19 protein-coding genes are annotated in these 17,753 nt (G+C 50.4%); all 19 read right to left on the reverse strand.

The features are described from left to right. Nucleotides 1–419, reverse strand: a 419-nt coding sequence (locus tag ACRCZA_RS14625; RefSeq protein ID WP_438675132.1) for a ParA family protein, incomplete at its 3' end; no start/stop codon positions are given. 207 nt (nt 420–626) lie between these two features. Next, nucleotides 627–1,124 (reverse strand): membrane anchored protein in chemotaxis locus, encoded by a 498-nt coding sequence (locus ACRCZA_RS14630; protein WP_438675133.1) that lies wholly within the window; start codon nt 1,122–1,124, stop codon nt 627–629. Next, the gene (locus ACRCZA_RS14635) at nt 1,117–2,304 is read right to left on the reverse strand and encodes a protein-glutamate methylesterase/protein-glutamine glutaminase (RefSeq protein ID WP_438675134.1); all 1,188 of its coding nucleotides are present in this window, start codon (nt 2,302–2,304) and stop codon (nt 1,117–1,119) included. The genes ACRCZA_RS14630 and ACRCZA_RS14635 overlap by 8 nt, the downstream gene beginning before the upstream one ends. Nucleotides 2,305–2,324: 20 nt before the next feature. After that, the gene (locus ACRCZA_RS14640) at nt 2,325–4,670 is read right to left on the reverse strand and encodes a chemotaxis protein CheA (protein WP_438675135.1); all 2,346 of its coding nucleotides are present in this window, start codon (nt 4,668–4,670) and stop codon (nt 2,325–2,327) included. A gap of 15 nt (nt 4,671–4,685) precedes the next feature. Further along, entirely contained in the window at nt 4,686–5,423 is a 738-nt protein-coding gene (locus ACRCZA_RS14645; protein ID WP_438675136.1) for a protein phosphatase CheZ, read from the reverse strand. A 13-nt stretch (nt 5,424–5,436) separates the two neighbouring features. Beyond that, nucleotides 5,437–5,820 carry a chemotaxis response regulator CheY gene (cheY, locus tag ACRCZA_RS14650; RefSeq protein WP_438675137.1) on the reverse strand — a complete coding sequence of 128 codons (384 nt, stop codon included), beginning with the start codon at nt 5,818–5,820 and terminating at the stop codon, nt 5,437–5,439. Between the two features lie 47 nt (nt 5,821–5,867). After that, nucleotides 5,868–6,581: an RNA polymerase sigma factor FliA gene (locus tag ACRCZA_RS14655; RefSeq protein ID WP_438675138.1), complete on the reverse strand. Its 714-nt coding sequence runs from the start codon at nt 6,579–6,581 to the stop codon at nt 5,868–5,870. Next, a complete protein-coding gene (locus tag ACRCZA_RS14660; protein WP_438675139.1) occupies nt 6,574–7,455 on the reverse strand; it encodes a MinD/ParA family protein in 882 nt (293 codons plus the stop codon). The genes ACRCZA_RS14655 and ACRCZA_RS14660 overlap by 8 nt, the downstream gene beginning before the upstream one ends. Nucleotides 7,456–7,459: 4 nt before the next feature. Beyond that, nucleotides 7,460–8,893 carry a flagellar biosynthesis protein FlhF gene (flhF, locus tag ACRCZA_RS14665; RefSeq protein WP_438675140.1) on the reverse strand — a complete coding sequence of 478 codons (1,434 nt, stop codon included), beginning with the start codon at nt 8,891–8,893 and terminating at the stop codon, nt 7,460–7,462. An 11-nt stretch (nt 8,894–8,904) separates the two neighbouring features. Beyond that, entirely contained in the window at nt 8,905–11,004 is a 2,100-nt protein-coding gene (flhA, locus tag ACRCZA_RS14670) for a flagellar biosynthesis protein FlhA (RefSeq protein WP_438675141.1), read from the reverse strand. A 112-nt stretch (nt 11,005–11,116) separates the two neighbouring features. Continuing rightward, nucleotides 11,117–12,247, reverse strand: a complete 1,131-nt coding sequence (gene flhB, locus ACRCZA_RS14675; protein WP_438675142.1) for a flagellar biosynthesis protein FlhB — start codon at nt 12,245–12,247, stop codon at nt 11,117–11,119. Nucleotides 12,248–12,264: 17 nt separating this feature from the next. After that, nucleotides 12,265–13,062: a flagellar biosynthetic protein FliR gene (gene fliR, locus ACRCZA_RS14680; RefSeq protein ID WP_438675143.1), complete on the reverse strand. Its 798-nt coding sequence runs from the start codon at nt 13,060–13,062 to the stop codon at nt 12,265–12,267. Between the two features lie 8 nt (nt 13,063–13,070). Beyond that, entirely contained in the window at nt 13,071–13,340 is a 270-nt protein-coding gene (gene fliQ / locus ACRCZA_RS14685; RefSeq protein ID WP_438675144.1) for a flagellar biosynthesis protein FliQ, read from the reverse strand. A gap of 17 nt (nt 13,341–13,357) precedes the next feature. Next, the gene (fliP, locus tag ACRCZA_RS14690) at nt 13,358–14,104 is read right to left on the reverse strand and encodes a flagellar type III secretion system pore protein FliP (RefSeq protein WP_438675145.1); all 747 of its coding nucleotides are present in this window, start codon (nt 14,102–14,104) and stop codon (nt 13,358–13,360) included. Then, complete coding sequence (gene fliO, locus ACRCZA_RS14695; RefSeq protein ID WP_438675150.1) at nt 14,101–14,517, reverse strand: flagellar biosynthetic protein FliO; 417 nt, start codon at nt 14,515–14,517, stop codon at nt 14,101–14,103. The genes fliP and fliO overlap by 4 nt, the downstream gene beginning before the upstream one ends. A gap of 99 nt (nt 14,518–14,616) precedes the next feature. After that, the gene (gene fliN, locus ACRCZA_RS14700) at nt 14,617–14,991 is read right to left on the reverse strand and encodes a flagellar motor switch protein FliN (RefSeq protein WP_438675146.1); all 375 of its coding nucleotides are present in this window, start codon (nt 14,989–14,991) and stop codon (nt 14,617–14,619) included. 12 nt (nt 14,992–15,003) lie between these two features. Further along, nucleotides 15,004–16,035: a flagellar motor switch protein FliM gene (gene fliM, locus ACRCZA_RS14705; RefSeq protein ID WP_438675147.1), complete on the reverse strand. Its 1,032-nt coding sequence runs from the start codon at nt 16,033–16,035 to the stop codon at nt 15,004–15,006. Nucleotides 16,036–16,073: 38 nt separating this feature from the next. Then, nucleotides 16,074–16,592 carry a flagellar basal body-associated protein FliL gene (gene fliL, locus ACRCZA_RS14710; RefSeq protein WP_438675148.1) on the reverse strand — a complete coding sequence of 173 codons (519 nt, stop codon included), beginning with the start codon at nt 16,590–16,592 and terminating at the stop codon, nt 16,074–16,076. 98 nt (nt 16,593–16,690) lie between these two features. After that, a partial coding sequence (locus ACRCZA_RS14715) for a flagellar hook-length control protein FliK (protein ID WP_438675149.1) occupies nt 16,691–17,753 on the reverse strand: 1,063 nt, incomplete at its 5' end.

The following is a 17,753-nucleotide window of genomic DNA, read 5'->3' on the forward strand; positions in this document are numbered from 1 at the left end:
TTGACCATCAACACCCCTAATACGGGCGGACAATCAATAATTGCCACATCATACTTATCCGCAACCAAAGCCAGGAGGTTACGTAGCACCAGCCCCATCCCCTCCTGCTGCCCTAAGGCTCGATCAAGGGTTGCGAGTGCCATTGTCGCGGGGAGAAGATCCAGCCCATCTATTTGGGTCGGGACAATGTGAGCAAGTACCAACTCGGGGGTTAACCGCTGATGAGCGAGAAACACATCAAAGAGCGAACCGGGCACTTCTTCCGGATCGATGCCCAAATAATAGCCCAGCGAAGCATGGGGATCGGTGTCAATCATCAACACTCGCTTTCCCCGTTGCGTCAGCACGCCGGCTAAGCTCGCGACCGTGGTTGTTTTACCGACGCCACCCTTTTGATTCGCTATGGTCCAGACCTTCAAGCTGTTCCCCCTAATGCGCTTTGCAATTATTCATATTGTCTTGCTCTTATTTAATGAGAGCCTGTTATCGATAACCACCCGAACAATCAAGCGAGCATTGCGTTCACGTGTCCCGATATGGGTATCGATTGTACGGGTATCGATTGCGTAAACGTCGATTACATCGGTATCGATAGCATGGGCATCAATAACGTCTCGGCCAACGGGCTATTGGGCGTCTCTCGTTGTCACCCGAATCCCCCCCTCGGGTAGACGGATCACCTTCACCCCATCGGCATTTTCGGAGATGACTATGGGTACGGCATGAGGCCCTGCCTTCGCGCTCGTTTGTTCAACTGAGCCAGTCGCCGATGCAGGAGCCGCTGCCAGCGCCAAAGGTGGCGCGGGATTTTTTACAGCATCGGGCGCAAGGATCACCGAACGTGGAGCTATCGAGTCCGAATTAACCTGGCTTTGAGCGCTGGCGGCTAACATCAGCTGCGTTTGCTCAGGATGCTGAGTTAGCCATGTTGCAATCGCCTCGGCGTGCTGCTCTGGCACCATCAACAGCACTTGACTGGCTTCTAAATGCTTAACTTCTGCCTTGAGCAAAGCGATCTTATGGCGATAATCGAGCGTTAACCCACCTAAGGCGAAAATCCCGATTGCGAGCAACACCCAAATAAGCACGATGTTAGTGCTTACTGTCGAACTGACCTTAGCCACGGCAAGACTCTTTTAAAATCGATTCTGCCATGTTATCGAGTGAAAATACCTGTGAGGCAATCCCGGCGCTCACTACCGCTTGGGGCATACCATAAACTACACAACTGGCTTCATCCTGAGCCCAAATCGTAGCGCCAGCGGCCTTTAACATCCGCGCGCCCTCGCGCCCATCGGCGCCCATTCCGGTTAACACCACTGCCAGCACATCGCCGCCAAAATGTTTGGAGGCCGAGGCAAAGGTGATATCCACACTGGGCTTATAGTTCATCTCTACATTCCCGGCGAGCACTTTAATGCGGCCACTGCTGCCGCTGCGCTCAACCATCATCTGCATGCCTCCGGGAGCTAAATACGCGCAGCCCGGACGCAAAAGATCCCCATTAACCGCTTCTTTTACTTCAATCTTACACAGTCCATTTAAGCGATTGGCAAAGGCGGGGGTAAAGGCCGCAGGCATATGCTGGATCAGCAATATTGGGTGAGGATAATGCGCCGGAAATTGCGTCAAAATCTTCTGTAATGCCACCGGCCCGCCAGTGGAAGTGCCAATCAGCAATAACTTATAGTGTTTACCACTGGGTCGAAAACCTGCTGCAGAGGCACGTTGGGAGGCCGCCGGGGTCACGGTTTGAGAAGCCACAGCTGTGGATGATGGCGTTGGTGCTAAAGGCTGCGCTGCGCCCACACGAGCACTAATGCGATCACTAACGCGATCATTAGCGCGCTCACTAACGCGAGGCGCGGCGGTCTGCGCAACTGGACGCGCTATCGGCCGAAATAACCGGCGGCGTCCTAAAGCCTTAACCCTTTGCTGCAAGAGTAAAATCGCTTGATCTTTATTCGTGGCGATATCTTCAAAACGTTTAGGCAAGAAATCCAGCGCCCCGGCATCGAGGGCATCCAGAGTCGCTTTAGCACCGTCGTGAGTCAATGACGAAAACATCAAGATGGGCGTTGGCGACTTAGCCATGATTTCACGCACCGCGGTGATCCCATCCATCACTGGCATTTCAATATCCATAGTGATGACTTGTGGATTAAGCTCCGCGGCCAGTTTAACGGCTTCGGCCCCATTCGAGGCCGTTGCTATCACTTCCAACTCAGGATCTTGATTGACTATCTCGCTCACTCGTCTTCTGAAAAAACTTGAGTCATCAACGACTAATACTTTAATGGTCATGCCATTCCTTCGTTTGGAAACTAATGTTTATTTTTAGCGTAGTGCTTTAATAATCCAGGCACATCTAAAATCAGCGCAATACCGCCATCCGAGGTAATAGTAGCGCCAGCCATGCCAGGCGTACCATGTAACATCGCCCCCAAGGGTTTAATCACCACTTCTTCTTGGCCAATCAAGGCATCGACTACAAAGCCAATTTGCATCATGCCAAGTTGCACAATCACCACATGACCATGCTTTTTATCACCATGTTTAAACTGGGTTTTATTACGATGTAACCACTGCTCTAAATAAAATAAAGGCACCGCTTTATTGCGCACGATGACGGTCAATTGCCCATCGACGATATTGGTTTTCGTCAGATCAAGGTGGAAAATTTCATTCACACTCGAGAGTGGCAAGGCAAATATTTGCTTGGCCACATCCACCATCAGGGTGGGCATAATGGCTAAGGTTAGCGGTACTTTTATCTCAAGGATGGTCCCTTTACCCTTGTGGGAATCGATATGCACTGTGCCATTGAGTTGGCTGATGCGGGTTTTCACCACATCCATCCCCACACCGCGGCCTGAAATATCCGAAATCTCGACTTTGGTTGAAAATCCCGGGGCAAATATCAGGTTATAGGCATCATTATCGGTCATCCGCGCTGCGGCATCTTCATCGAGCACGCCGCGTTTGATCGCAATTTGTTTGAGCTTTTCAGGGTCCATGCCTGCGCCATCATCTTCAATTTTTAGCAAGATATGGTCGCCTTCTTGGCTCGCCGATAAAGTGATGGTCCCCGTTCTGGGTTTACCAAGCGCTTCACGATCAGCCGGCATTTCAATGCCATGGTCAACGGAGTTACGCACTAAATGCACGAGGGGATCGGCGAGGGCTTCGACCAAGTTTTTATCCAGATCGGTCTCTTCACCGACCATCACCAGATCAATTTCTTTATTTAATGAACGGGCTAAATCACGCACCACCCGTGGAAAACGCCCGAACACTTTTTTAATCGGTTGCATCCGGGTTTTCATCACGGCGCCTTGCAGATCCGCGGTCACGAGGTCAAGGTTGGCGAGCGCCTTTGACATTTCCTCGTCATCTCGGCTCACGCCTAAGCTCACGAGTCGGTTACGCACTAATACCAGCTCGCCCACCATGTTCATGATCTGGTCAAGCCTGGCGGTATCGACCCGCACTGTGGTTTCAGCCTGCGGCACATTGGCCACAGGGGCTACCTTAGGGGCAGGTTTTTCAGCCGCTAATTTTTCGGCGCCGAGTGGCTCTGCGGTTAACTGAGCGGCTGATGCTTGATTGGCTGAAGGCTGATTTGCTGACGCGTGTGTAACCGACGCGCCACTCGCGGCCCCTTGGGCTAACGTCGCTGCGTTGGCTCTTGCTGGTGCGCCACCTTTCCCGTGCAACTCATCGAGTAAGCGCTCAAATTCTTCATCGGTAATTTCATCAGCATCCACGGCTGTGACGGGGGTATCTGCCGCTTTGGGCTTATCATGTTGGCCATGAGACGGGCTATTGGCGTTAACCACTGCATCGACTTTAAATTGACCCGAGCCGTGCAATTCATCCAATAAGGCCTCAAACTCATCGTCGGTGATATCGTCAGTCGCCCCTACCCCATGGCTAGATAGCGCGCCTGTTGTTGAAACGGCAGCGGCGGATGTCGCAACTGCAGATGAGCTCATTGCAGGTGTGGCTGCTGCGGGACCTTTACCGACGCCATGTAAGGCATCTAATAGCGCTTCAAATTCGGCCTCATCTATCTCATCAATTGCCGATATCTCATTGTTGGCTGAGCTCGACGCCGTTGGCGGCGTCATTAACGGACTTTCTAAGGTATGTTCGGGAGGAGTGATGGCCGCTGAGCATGTGGCATTGGCTGATGAAGTGACATTAGCTGATGAAGTGGTCTTAGCGGCGGTCACCTGCGGCGAGACGGGGTCAGCTTGCGATGCGCTCAAGGTCAGTGGCGCGCCGGAGCTCAGCATTTTTAACTTGGCCAGTAGGCTCGCCTCGGCGGGCTCCTGCTCTTGGCCCTGCTGGGTCTGTGCAAACATGGTATTAATGGCATCGACGGCCTGCAGAATAATATCCATCAATTCTGCATTCACACTGCGTTTGCCGGTCCGCAATAAGTCAAAGGTGTTTTCTGCCTCATGGCAGACATCAACCATGGGGGTTAACCCCAAAAAGCCAGCGCCGCCCTTTACGGTATGAAATCCCCTAAAAATGGCATTGAGCAAGGCGGTATCATCAGGGTTGTTTTCTAGGGCAACCAATTGCTCCTGCAGCAGTTCTAAAATCTCGCCTGCTTCAATCAAAAAGTCTTGGAGTATTTCTTCATCTACATCAAAGGCCATCAAATTAACTCCCCGTTAAAAACCTAGGCTCGATAGCAAATCATCCACGTCATCCTGCCCTGTGACAACATCCTGACGCAGCGCGGCGTTCATTATCGGCCCTTCGGCTTCAATATTATTTTTATGAGTCATTTGATTGTCGATTGGCGGCTGTTCCCCAAATACCGTCAACATTGACACCAAATTACTTTCCACTTCCATGACAAGATCGATCACCCGGCGGATCATTTGCCCGGTCAGATCTTGGAAATCCTGTGCCATCAAAATTTGATTGAGCAACTCCCGCAACTGATTGGAGTCCAGTTCACTTGCGCGCATCAACTGCTGCACATCATGACAAAGCGCCTTAAATTCGCTGAGGGCAATTTCTCGACGCATTAATTTGTCCCACGTCGGCAATACCCTGGCAATATTCGCCGTCAATGCATTGGCTAAGGGCAAACAAGCTTCAACGGCATCCATGGTTTTATTCGCCGCTTGTTCAGTCATATCAATGACATAATTTAAGCGTTGCCTAGCATCAGGGATTTCTGTGTTGGTTAATTCAATCAGGCGATTATCAATGTGAAAATCCTTGAGCGCACTGTGCAGTTGTCGCGTTAATTTGCCAACTTCATCAAATAGCTCTCTTTGGATGGGGACAGCAAGTTCTCGAAATAGATCATCCGCTTGGTTTTGCTCGCCCGCAGTTAATAATTCCACTAAATGCTGAGCTTGCTCAAGGGTGATGAGCCCTGATGTCGATATCGTCATAGCTCATCCTTGCTTAAGCGAGTCGTTCAAATATTTTGTCTAACTTCTCTTTTAACGTTGCTGCAGTGAAAGGTTTAACCACATAACCATTCACGCCGGCTTGAGCGGCGGCAATAATTTGTTCACGTTTAGCTTCGGCGGTGACCATCAACACCGGTAAATGTTTGAGTGACTCGTCTGCACGAATAGCCTTTAACAGATCAATACCTTGCATACCTGGCATATTCCAATCTGTTACAACAAAATCAAAGTCACCCTTTTGTAACATTGGCAGGGCGGTTGAACCATCGTCTGCTTCTTGGGTATTGTTAAAGCCCAAGTCTCGCAACAAGTTCTTGATGATACGCCTCATTGTCGAAAAGTCGTCAACAATGAGAATCTTCATATTCTTGTCCAAGATTTCCTCCGGTAAGCAGGCATTTGCTGCTCAATTAATAATGATACTTATGTCCAATGCTTGAGTTTGCCTTTTAATCGCAACATAGCCTGACTTAATATCTGGCTAACCCGCGATTCGCTGACCTCAAGAATGGCGCCAATCTCTTTTAAATTCAATGCTTCATCGTAATAAAGCGATAATACTAATGCATCTCTTTCGGGCAACAATTTAATCGCCTCAACGAGGGCTGAATGAAATTGTGTCTCTGCCAGCGCTTCAAAGGCCGCATCATCTGTCGTATCCCCAAACGTGAGGATATCTTGCGACACCTCAAGATCTTCTATCCCTATGATTTTCCCGACAGAAACATCGTTGAGGATATGATGGTACTCATCGAGCGTCATGGCAAGTTTTTCTGCAATTTCTGTGTCGCGCGCATCACGACCCAAGGTTTGCTCTAACTCATCAATGGCTTGGGCAACTCTGCGATTGTTTCGGTGCACCGAGCGCGGCACCCAATCACCCCGACGAATTTCATCCAACATCGCGCCCCGGATCCGTATGCCGGCGAAGGTTTCAAATTTTGCACCTTTCCCACCATCATACTTAGATGATGCCTCAAGCAGCCCCATCATTCCGGCTTGCAGTAAATCATCTAACTGCACGGATGCAGGTAATCTTGCCAGCAGGTGATGTGCAATTCTTTTAACCAACGGTGCATACTGTTCAACAATAGAAGATTTATGGTTTAAACAAGTATACGCGGAGGCTTTATTCACTCGCACCGTCCTCTTTAATATCAGAGCGTTGCACTAATCTCTCAACAAAAAACTCCAAATGGCCGCCCGGCTGCTGTGGTATTGGCCAACTCAAGATTTTATTGGCTAAACCTTGGTAAGCAATGGAGGCGGGAGACTTAGGATAAGCCTCAACCACGAGCTTTTGTTTACGTACCGATTTGCGCAAGTTTTCATCAAAAGGAATCGTTGCCACCAGTTCAAGGGCCACATCTAAAAAGCGATCGGTGACTTTGCTGAGCTTGGCAAACAGTTCCATCCCTTCCCGCAGGCTGCGCACCATATTGGCGACAATCTTAAACCTAAACACCCCATGCTCACGACTCAGAATTTTGATCAGGGCATAGGCATCGGTAATCGAGGTCGGCTCATCACACACCACGATGAGCACATCTTGGGATGCGCGCGAAAAACTCAGCACCATATCCGAAATGCCTGCCGCGGTATCGACCACGAGAATATCAAATTGGGTGCGCATCTCACTAAACGCCCGAATTAATCCAGCGTGTTGTGCTGGACTGAGCTCAACCATGCCTTGGGTCCCTGAAGTCGCCGGCACAATGCCAATCCCTTTCGGTCCGCGCACAATAATGTCATCGAGCTCAGCGTCGCCCGATAATACATGGGAGAGATTACGCTCCGCCCGGATCCCCAACATCACATCAACATTGGCTAAACCTAGGTCTGCGTCAAGCACTAAGACACGCTTGCCTTTTTCAGCCAAGGCCACCGCGGTATTAATTGAGACACTGGTTTTGCCCACGCCACCTTTGCCGCCTGTGACAGCGATTACTTTCACTTTTTCGTTATAGGGTTGATTCATCATACGTAAACCACTTGCTTGATCTAGGGTCATAACTCTACTCAAATGCACAGGTCAGATTATCTGACCACGCGATGTCTTGTAATGCGGGTTGTTCGGTATTTTCTAATGCCGCTAGTGCCTGCTGTGCCAGCAGTAAAGTATCGGCGACTTGCATATCTTCGGGCACTCTTTGTCCATCGGTAACATAACTTAAGGGTAAGCCACTTTGGATCAACACACTCAATGCCCCGGCGAGCGACACGGACTCATCGAGTTTCGTCAGGACGGCACCGGCCAAGGGAATACGTTTAAAATGATTAACAGCATCTTGCAACACGCGACGTTGTCCGGTGGCTGACAGTACCAGATAACTGCGAATAGGTATTCTGCTATTTGCCGTTAAATTATCAAGTTGCTGGTAGAGTCGCAGATCCCTTTGGCCCATGCCGGCGGTATCAATCAGGACTAACTTGCGATTGCGAAACTGATACAAAATTTGCTCAAGCTCATTAAGATCATGGGCTTGTTTTACCGGACACCCCATGATTTTGCCATAGGTGGCCAATTGCTCATACGCACCAATCCGATAATGATCCGTCGTGATCAAGGCCACTTGTTCAGGGCCGTGATGGGCGGCAAATCGCGCCGCGAGTTTGGCAAGCGAGGTGGTTTTACCCACGCCCGTTGGGCCCACTAATGCCACTACCCCACCCTGCCTAACAATATCATCACCTTGATTATCTAGCATATTGGCTAAACTTTGTGGCAAGGCTTTAACCAGTTCTGCGGGGGTGTAATGCTCACTTAAGGCCGCTAATTTTGCCGCAAGCGCGGGGGAAAATTCAGCCTCGAGCAACTTAGCTTCAAGCATTGCCCCCACCGGATCCACCCGCTGTTTATGCTCCGTCATTAAAGATGACACTTGATGGGTGAGTAAATGGCGTAACGAGGCCAACTCATCCCGCAGCGCTTCCATTTCACCATGTTGTTTTTGGCTGGTATGGGATTTTTTATCGAGCGCTTTGGGCCCATCGCGGCGCTCAGCCTTAGCCGCCGTCGGTGCTTGCAGTTCCTTAGCCCAGGCAGGGAGATCGGTTTCAGCTTGCTGATAAGATAACTGTTGATGTAAACGGCTTTGCTGTTTTTCGAGCAGCGCCTGTAAAGAATCGGCGGGCGCAGCTGATGACGATACACTCGCCGTAGCGGTCGGCAAAGGTGCGCCAGCGCCAGCTCGGGTAAAGGGTCCACGACTTTCGGCGCGCACCGGAGGATGGCCTCCGAGGGAAACCTTATCGTCACTCACATCCATAAAGGTTGGCGCAGGCGCCGAGACTTTTGCCTTTGGCTCGTCGTAATCGACCGCGGCGACAATTTCGATACCGCCGTTAACCTTCTTATTTGACATGATCACCGCATCGGAGCCGAGCGTGTCTTTCACCTGGGCCAGCGCCGCACGCATGTCTTTGGCAAAAAATCGTTTAATCTTCACTTAGGCGTCCTCTACTGACCCACGGCAGATACGATGCGTATTTGCTTTTCATCGGGGATTTCTTGATAAGAAATCACTCTGAGATTCGGAATAGTATGTTTAACAAAACGCGACAGGGTCGCACGTAACATACCTGACGTTAGCAATATGGCGGGCTGCCCGACCATTTCTTGCCGCTGAGCCGCATCCGCGAGGGATTTTTGCATACGCTCAGCAAGCCCTGGCTCGATATTGGGTCCATCCCCACCGGTTGCTTGCATTGATTGATGCAACATCTGTTCCAATTCTGGCGCCAAAGTTATGACGGGGATTTCTGGCTCAGGACCAGAAATTTCTTGGACGATCATGCGCTTCAATGCAATACGCACCGCAGCGGTCAACACTTCGGTATCATTGCTCTTGGGGCCGTATTCTAACAAAGTTTGCACGATTGTGCGCAAGTCTCTAACCGATACTCCTTCATTGAGTAGGTTTTGCATGACTTTGACCACATGGCCAAGGGACATCACATCCGGAATAAAGCCATCCACCAGCTTAGGCGAGTATTTTGCCAGCATATCAAGCAGTTGTTGCACTTCCTCATAGCCCAGTAGTTTCGCCGCATTATTGGTCAGTAATTGACTAATGTGCGTCGCTACCACAGTGGCGGCATCAACAACGGTGTAACCTAAGGTTTGCGCGTGTTCACGCAGCTCAGGAGCAATCCACACCGCCTCGAGGCCAAAGGCGGGATCGCGCGTTTCTATTCCATCAAGCTTGCCATACACTTGCCCTGGGTTAATCGCCAGCTCGCAGTCATGGCGAATGTCCGCCTCCCCGACCACGACGCCCATAAGGGAAATACGATAGGCATTTGGCGATAAATCCAAGTTATCGCGAATATGCACCGATGGCACAAGGAAGCCCAATTCTTGGGAAAGCTTTTTACGCACCCCTTTGATCCGACTCAGTAATTCGCCGCCTTGACTCTTGTCAACCAAGGGGATTAATCGATATCCAACCTCAAGGCCAATGGTATCAACATGATGCACATCATCCCAACTGAGCTCTTTAGGCTCACGCTCCTGTTTATCAATCGGACCGGATTTTACCTGCTCTAAGGCTTTTACGCGCTTCGCTTCGTTACGTTTGAAGACAAAATAGGCAGCGCCTGCGGTGATAAGCGCAAAACTTAAAAAGGCCACATGGGGCATACCGGGGACAATCCCCATCACCGCTAACACACCCGCGGCAATGGCCAGAGACTTGTGACTGTCAAACATCTGACTCATCAGCATTTGTCCCATATCCCCGGACTCATTTTGGCGAGTCACCATCAGGGCGGCGGCAATCGACAGTAATAACCCGGGAATTTGGGCAACTAGGCCATCACCTATGGTTAATAGGGTATAGATTTCAACGGCCTGGGAGAATGTCAGCCCATGCTGAACTAAACCGATAATCAACCCACCGACAATGTTGATCACGAGGATCATGATCCCCGCGACCGCATCCCCTTTAACAAACTTAGAAGCACCGTCCATCGCCCCATAAAAGTCCGCTTCGCGGGTCACTTCCGCCCGACGTAGGCGCGCTTGTTCTTGATTGAGTGTTCCCGCATTGAGATCGGCGTCAATCGCCATTTGTTTGCCGGGCATCGCGTCTAAGGTAAAGCGGGCGCTCACTTCTGCAATCCGCCCAGCACCCTTAGTGACTACCACAAAGTTGATAATAATCAGAATGATAAATACGACTAAGCCAACCGCATAGTTGCCACCTATCACCACGTTGCCAAAGGCTTCAATCACCTTACCCGCTGCATCCGCGCCATTATGGCCTTCGAGTAATACGACCCGGGTCGATGCGACGTTTAAAGCCAATCGCAATAGCGTGGCCACCAGCAGCACCGTTGGGAAGGCGGCAAAATCTAAGGGTCTATCGGTGTAAATCGCCACTAACAAGACGATAAGAGCGAGGGCAATATTAAAAGAAAATAAAATATCGAGGAGGAACGGCGGGATTGGCAACACTATCATCGCTAATGCTGCAAGTACCAGCAAGGGAGTCCCAATGCCTTTAAAGGTGCTGAGCCTAATTTGCTTGACTTGACCGAGTGCCGCTTTTACATCCATTCACTTAAACCTAAATTTTGACGGTTAACGCCATAAAGCAAGTATCACGCCAATTACTACAACTATCAGTACAGAAATCCATCACTTAAATAGCACCGCGCGTTGGCACAGGTTAATGCTTTAACTCGTCAGGGATAGGTTGATTGAGCGGGATCGGGATAGGCTTGCGCCCGCGTCCCTTTTGGTACTGGCGCAGCTGAAAGACATAGGCTAACACCTGAGCGACGGCGGTAAATAGCCCATCAGGAATTTGTTGATCTAGCTTAGTCGTATGATAAATCGCCCTGGCTAACGGGGGGGCGGACACAATCACAATATTGTGGGCTCTGGCGATTTCACGAATTTTAAAGGCCACCTCATCGACCCCTTTAGCGACAACAAACGGTGCTGGCGAGCGCTTAACATCATACTTAATCGCTACCGCATAGTGCTCAGGGTTGACGACAATAACATCGGCGTTAGGCACTTCGGCCATCATACGCCGCTGAGCCAACTCCCGCTGCATTTGTCGGATGCGGCCTTTAACCTCGGGTTTGCCCTCGGTGTCCTTATATTCATCCTTCACTTCCTGCTTGGTCATTTTAAGCTGCTTATTGTGATTCCATACTTGGTAGGGCGCATCAATCACCACGATCAATAACACTGAAGCACATAGCAGGATAAACATCCAAATAAGCAACGATAACGCATGATATACGTTACCCGGAAGATGATCGCTGGAGAGAAGTAAAATATCTTTAAAATAGTAACTTAAGAGTAAATAGGCCGATAATGCCACGACGGAGAACTTGGCAATCCCCTTGGTTAGCTCAACCAAAGCTTGCACACCAAACATCCGCTTAAATCCTGCCAGCGGGCTCATTTTGCTGGCTTTGGGCATCATAGCTTTGCTGGAAAAATTCATCCCACCCAACGCGATATTGCCAATAAAGGCCACCACGGCGATCAGCAACATAAGTTGCAACATAGGCCAAGCAAGCTCAGTTGCAACCACGCCCCACACATTCAGCATGTGATTAGTATCGAAGATTTGCGCGCGATCCATGGTAAAAATTCGCTCAAACACGCGGGTGAGGCCAGTGCCAATGCTTGGGCCTAGCATATATAATCCCGTCGCCGCGGCAAGTAACACGGCAGCAGTGCCTAATTCTTTAGAGCGAGCGACCTGCCCCTTTTCACGGGCCTGTTCAAGGCGCCTCCCCGTGGGCTGTTCACTGCGTTCACCACTGCTTTCTTCAGCCATGGAGCACTCCTATCACCTTAACGCATCCCATCGGCCATACACTCGAGCGCCAACATATCACAGAGCAATAGCTGAGCCGCCGCCCACACCTCATCAAAATGCGCCATGACCGGTGTGAGCGTTAACCACAGGATCACTAAGCCACCAATCATAGTGATTGGAAAACCAATAGAAAAAATATTGAGTTGCGGCGCGGCGCGCGTCATCACCCCAAAGGCGAGGTTAACCAATAACAGCGCAATAATGGCCGACATCGACATAGTCAACGCCGCGCCAAACATGTAAGAGCCCCACTGGGCCAGCGAGCGATAACTGCTGAGCGTGAGGCCTTCATTAGCAATAGGTAGGGTCGTAAAACTTTCAACAACCATGCGGATCATTAATAAATGGCCATCGACCGCCAAAAAAATCAAGGTGGCCAGTAACAGGAAAAAGTTACCAATGACCGGGGTTTGTTGCCCAGAACCTGGGTCAACCATAGAGGCAAACCCCAAACTGGTTTGCATCCCAATAATTTGCCCCGTTAGCACAAACGTCTGGATCAGCATTTGGGTGACAAACCCCATGGCACTGCCGATGATGATCTGCTGCGCCGTAATAAACATCGCCCCTAAGGAAAATAAATCGGCATTTTCGACAGGGGGTAACACTGGCGCAATCGCAAAGGTAATGGCCATCGCCAGCAATAACCGCACGCGCATTGGCGTCGTTGCCGCACCAAATACCACCATCACCATCAACATGCTCGCCACCCTGAATAATGGCCATAGGTATGAGGCCAGCGTTTGCATGAGGGTATCGAGCAAGAGTTCCATAGGCGCTATCAACCTATTACTTGGGGAATACGGTTAACCATCTCGATAAAAAAATCCGTCAGCGTCGCCACCAACCAATGGCCGAGAAACATCATAGCAAACAGGGTCACTAATAAACGCGGTAAAAAACTTAAGGTTTGTTCGTTAATTGAGGTGGCGGCCTGAAACACGGCAACAATCAAGCCGATCCCAAGGCCGGGTAACACAATCGCCGACACCATCACGACGATGACGGTCAGGGCTTCACGGAAGATATCGATCAGAGCTTCTGGGGTCATGATGCTGTCTCGCTCACCTAACCAAAACTATTGGCTAAGGTCCCCATCACGAGCCCCCAACCGTCGACCAACACAAACAGCATGATCTTAAAAGGTAACGAGACAATCATTGGCGAGAGCATCATCATCCCCATGGCCATCAAAATACTGGCGACAACTAAATCCAACACCAAAAACGGCACAAACAGCATAAAGCCAATTTGGAAGGCCGTTTTAAGCTCGCTGGTAATAAACGCCGGGACTAACACACTCATGGGCGCTTCTTGTGGGCTGTTGATATTTTGATAACCCGAAATCTCAATAAAGGTTTGTAAATCACTGGTGCGCACTTGGCCTAACATAAACGCCCGTAACGGCTCTTTGCCCTTGTCGAAGGCCTGTTGCAGGGTCAATTGCTCATCGATGTAGGGTTTAACGCCCTGTTCATAAATATTATCAAACACCGGCGCCATGATAAAAAAGGTCATAAACAAACTCATCCCAATCAACACCTGATTTGAGGGAGTTTGTTGTAAACCAATGGCTTGGCGCAGGATAGAGAGCACCACAATAATGCGGGTAAACGAGGTCAACATAATGACCATCGCGGGCAAAAAGCTTAAGGAGGTCATCAGTAACAAAATTTGCATGGTTACTGAATATTCGGTCGAACCGTCGGCTGCGGTTTTGACTGTGACCGCCGGCAGCACGCCATCGGCCGCACCCGCCGCTTGGGCGAACAGCAGCATACTAAGCCCGATTACGCTGAGGATATATTTCATCATTGTGTTAATTTCGCCTGCCGTAGCTTATCCGCAAAGGAGACGGATTCAATCTCAATGGGCTCGGCCAATTTATCAATTAGATTCACTTGCTGGGCACTGACGCCGAGTAAGTACTGCTGCCCCCCGACCTGCACTAACACGAGGCGCTCCTTTTGCCCGAGGGAGGTCACGGCCAACGTTTTCAAGGCATTATGGTGGGTGGGCACTAAATTTAAGCGCCTAAGCAAATAGGCTAAAACAAAGATCAGCAGCAATACCAAGATCAAGCCGCCAAGCATATTGCCCGCCGCGGCAAAGGGCGATGCCTGGGCTACCGTGGCAGCGGAGGCGGTATTCACCTCAGGCTGCGCCAAAGCGCTGTCCGCCGCCCAAGCAACCCCAGAGGCTAACGCTAACACCACAGAGGCTAACATCGCCTTAGCGGCGGCCAATCCCCCAGCTGTTGAGGCTGCGATTGCCAAACGACATATTCCCGAGGTGCTCATCTGCAATTCCAACTTATCTTGTGGCCATTATTTCAGCTTTTTAATGCGTTCAGTTTGGCTGATCACATCGGTTAGCCGGATCCCAAATTTATCGTTTACCACAACCACCTCGCCATGGGCGATAAGGGTACCGTTAACCATCACATCCAGCGGCTCACCGGCGACGCGGTCTAATTCAACCACCGAGCCTTGGTTAAGCTGCAGGAGGTTACGAATACTGATATAACTGCGGCCCACCTCCATCGAAATGGTGACAGGAATATCTAAAATCGTATCGAGTTTAGCGGCTTCTGCCTTGCTAATCGGCTCGGCGTCATCGACTAGCTCATCCAGGCCAATCGCATTGGCCTCTTCCATTGCTTGCTCAGCCATTGCCGCAGCCCAATCATCCTCTGTACTCATCTCAGTTCACCTTTATAATTCTGATATGTCTCTGGTTTTGCCTTTGCGTGTCACCAATTGCAGTTCGGATTTTACCGTTTCGGGTCGGGGGATTTTCTCGCAAATTTTCAGGGCGAGGTTATCGCGCGAGCGCCCCATTTTACAGCGGTAAGTCGGTAAGTCTTCGACTTTCATCATGATATATTCCGGTAACTCAATCGGAATAATGTCCCCCGCTTTAAAGTTCATCACATCTCTTAGGGTCAGTTCATGCTCTACCACGCAGGCATCAATGCCCACTTTCACATCCATAATTTCATCATGGAGTGCTTGCGACCAACGCATATCGGTGTCTTGCTTATCACTTTGCACCCCGGCGTCAAGCAGCTCGCGGATAGGCTCGATCATCGAATAAGGCATAGTGATATGAAAATCGCCGCCGCCGCCATCGACCTCAATGTGGAACGAGTTAATCACCACCACTTCGGTTGGGCTGACGATGTTGGCCATCGCGGGGTTCACTTCAGAGTCCAGATAATCAAACTCAACATCCATCACTGGCGCCCAAGCATCTTTATAATCTTCGAAGATGATTTTGAGCAGCAACTGCACAATGCGCCGCTCGGTCGGGGTAAATTCGCGCCCCTCGATTTTGGCATGGAAACGACCGTCACCGCCAAAAAAGTTGTCCACCAAAATAAACACCAAGCGAGCTTCCATGGTGATGAGCGCAGTGCCCTTAAGTGGGTTAAAACGCACCATATTTAAGCTGGTTGGCACAAATAACGTATGCACATATTCGCCAAACTTGAGCATTTGGACGCCATTGATCGACACTTCCGCGGCGCGGCGCATCATATTAAACATGCTGATCCGCAAATGCCGGGCAAAACGCTCGTTGACAATTTCCAGCGTGGGCATACGGCCACGCACAATGCGATCTTGGGATGAAAAGTCGTAGGAGCGAGCATCTTGTTTGTTGAGCTCGAGATCCTCATCCTCATCGACATCGTCAACGCCATGCAAGAGCGCATCAATTTCGTCTTGGCTTAATAAATCACTCACTATTTTGCTTTGCCTCTTTAGGTGCTGAAAATAAAAGGTTATTGCATCACAAAACCCGTAAATAGCACTTTTTCGACTACCTTGCGGCCCGTGACAGGTTGCAAGGTATTTTGCACACTCAGGAGCGCCAATTGGCGCAGTTCATCTTTACCCGCTTGAGTGCTGAGCTTTTGGGCATCGGCACCGCTGAAAGTCGTCAATAAGGCATCTTCAATCAACGGGATATGTTTTTGGGTGAGAACGCCATCATCGGGGCCTCGTACCATGAGCTGCACTTTAATCTCCACTAACCGAGCACGATTGGCCCCCGGGAGGTTAAATAAAAACGGGCGTGGCATCGGCACATAGACTGCCAAGGTCATATCCGCACTGGTGGGCGCATTTGGCGCCGTTTGCGGGACATCGGCGCTCTCGTCGCTACTGCTGCCCAGCAATAACCACGCTCCAAGCCCGATGAGTAGCGCAACCAAGACACCTACCCCAATCAGGATATAAAGTTTCTTTTTACTTTTGGGTGACTCAATATTTTCTAGCTCTAACGCTGCTTCCTTGGCCATGGACGGTACTCTTTACGGTTGATTCAACCCCAGTCAGGCTAGGACTTAGCCATCCTAGGTTGCGGTAACTGAACACTTAGGCCCTATAGGTTACCTGCTTAAGCATAATAATCTATACCCGAAGTTAAACTAATAGATTGATTTAAACCTAAATCTAGCTCTTCTGCCGAGAAATCATCCAGATTGCTCACATTGGGCTCTTGGCTATTGGCAAAACCGCCCTCTCGCCGCTGTCCTTGATCGCCCTGAGACACATGGCTATCGGCAAGCTGCATCCCTTGCTCTAATAATAATTCCCGTAACCGTGGCATCGCCTGCTCAACCAATTCGCGGGTTTGGGATTGTGTCACCTGAAACTGCACTTGAGTTTGATCCCCTTGAACTTGGATTTTCACCAGCATATGCCCCAGTTCAGGTGGGTCGAGACGAATTTCGGCTTGCTGCAGCCCTTGGCTGACCATAGCGATCATTTGCTGCTGCATCAGCGGTGAAAAACGTTGGATCATCTCCTGCATTGGCGTCTGCCCGCCCCCTTGGCGCAGGGAAATCGGGATCAAGGGCAGTTCTGGCCGTAGGCTTGTGGCTTGGGAATTCGCCAAATGGCTGGCGGACAATGGCTTAAAATCGCTTGGTTTATACTCCAGCGCGGAGTCCGTTTGCTCATCAAGCCAAGTGGTCACCACATCGTCTTGGCGAATATCAATCCCTTGACGGGGATCGCTCGCTTGACGCGGGTCGAGGGCCGCAATGCTCGCATCCTTCACTGATTGCTCTGCCAACTTGCCGCTATCAGCTTCAAGGGATGCGGCGCCATTGTCCTGCTCTGCGGCCCCCAATATTGGCCCTTGGACGAGAGGATTTGCCGCCTTATTTACTGCGGCGTGAGTTGCAGCGGTGATGGTGGCGACGTCCTGACCATCGGTTTCAGAATGGGCTCCCTCGGCGGCGAGAATCGTGCCCGGCGCGCGTGATAAGACAGCTGCATGAGCGTCATCCTGTCCATCTGCAGCTTGACTAAGATCATATAAACTACGCTCATGTAGACTGAGCTCGTCTTGCGGCGCGCCAGCCACACTGCCCGCGCTAAGCTGCATAAGTTCTTCTAGAGTCTGTGGGCTATCCAACTCGGTCCCGACCATCAAGGCCTGCTGCGCGTCCATT

Origin of the sequence: Shewanella sp., from assembly GCF_051658185.1 — a bacterium.
GTDB lineage: Bacteria > Pseudomonadota > Gammaproteobacteria > Enterobacterales > Shewanellaceae > Shewanella.

What these genes read in the sequence shown, in the direction of transcription:
- flhB (WP_438675142.1), bottom strand. Translation starts at nt 12,247, where the DNA reads ATGGCTGAAGAAAGCAGTGGTGAACGCAGTGAACAGCCCACGGGGAGG.
- fliL (WP_438675148.1), bottom strand. Translation starts at nt 16,592, where the DNA reads ATGGCCAAGGAAGCAGCGTTAGAGCTAGAAAATATTGAGTCACCCAAA.
- fliR (WP_438675143.1), bottom strand. Translation starts at nt 13,062, where the DNA reads ATGGAACTCTTGCTCGATACCCTCATGCAAACGCTGGCCTCATACCTA.
- fliP (WP_438675145.1), bottom strand. Translation starts at nt 14,104, where the DNA reads ATGATGAAATATATCCTCAGCGTAATCGGGCTTAGTATGCTGCTGTTC.
- fliO (WP_438675150.1), bottom strand. Translation starts at nt 14,517, where the DNA reads ATGTTAGCCTCTGTGGTGTTAGCGTTAGCCTCTGGGGTTGCTTGGGCG.
- ACRCZA_RS14645 (WP_438675136.1), bottom strand. Translation starts at nt 5,423, where the DNA reads ATGACGATATCGACATCAGGGCTCATCACCCTTGAGCAAGCTCAGCAT.
- flhA (WP_438675141.1), bottom strand. Translation starts at nt 11,004, where the DNA reads ATGGATGTAAAAGCGGCACTCGGTCAAGTCAAGCAAATTAGGCTCAGC.
- fliQ (WP_438675144.1), bottom strand. Translation starts at nt 13,340, where the DNA reads ATGACCCCAGAAGCTCTGATCGATATCTTCCGTGAAGCCCTGACCGTC.
- ACRCZA_RS14635 (WP_438675134.1), bottom strand. Translation starts at nt 2,304, where the DNA reads ATGACCATTAAAGTATTAGTCGTTGATGACTCAAGTTTTTTCAGAAGA.
- ACRCZA_RS14640 (WP_438675135.1), bottom strand. Translation starts at nt 4,670, where the DNA reads ATGGCCTTTGATGTAGATGAAGAAATACTCCAAGACTTTTTGATTGAA.
- fliN (WP_438675146.1), bottom strand. Translation starts at nt 14,991, where the DNA reads ATGAGTACAGAGGATGATTGGGCTGCGGCAATGGCTGAGCAAGCAATG.
- ACRCZA_RS14660 (WP_438675139.1), bottom strand. Translation starts at nt 7,455, where the DNA reads ATGACCCTAGATCAAGCAAGTGGTTTACGTATGATGAATCAACCCTAT.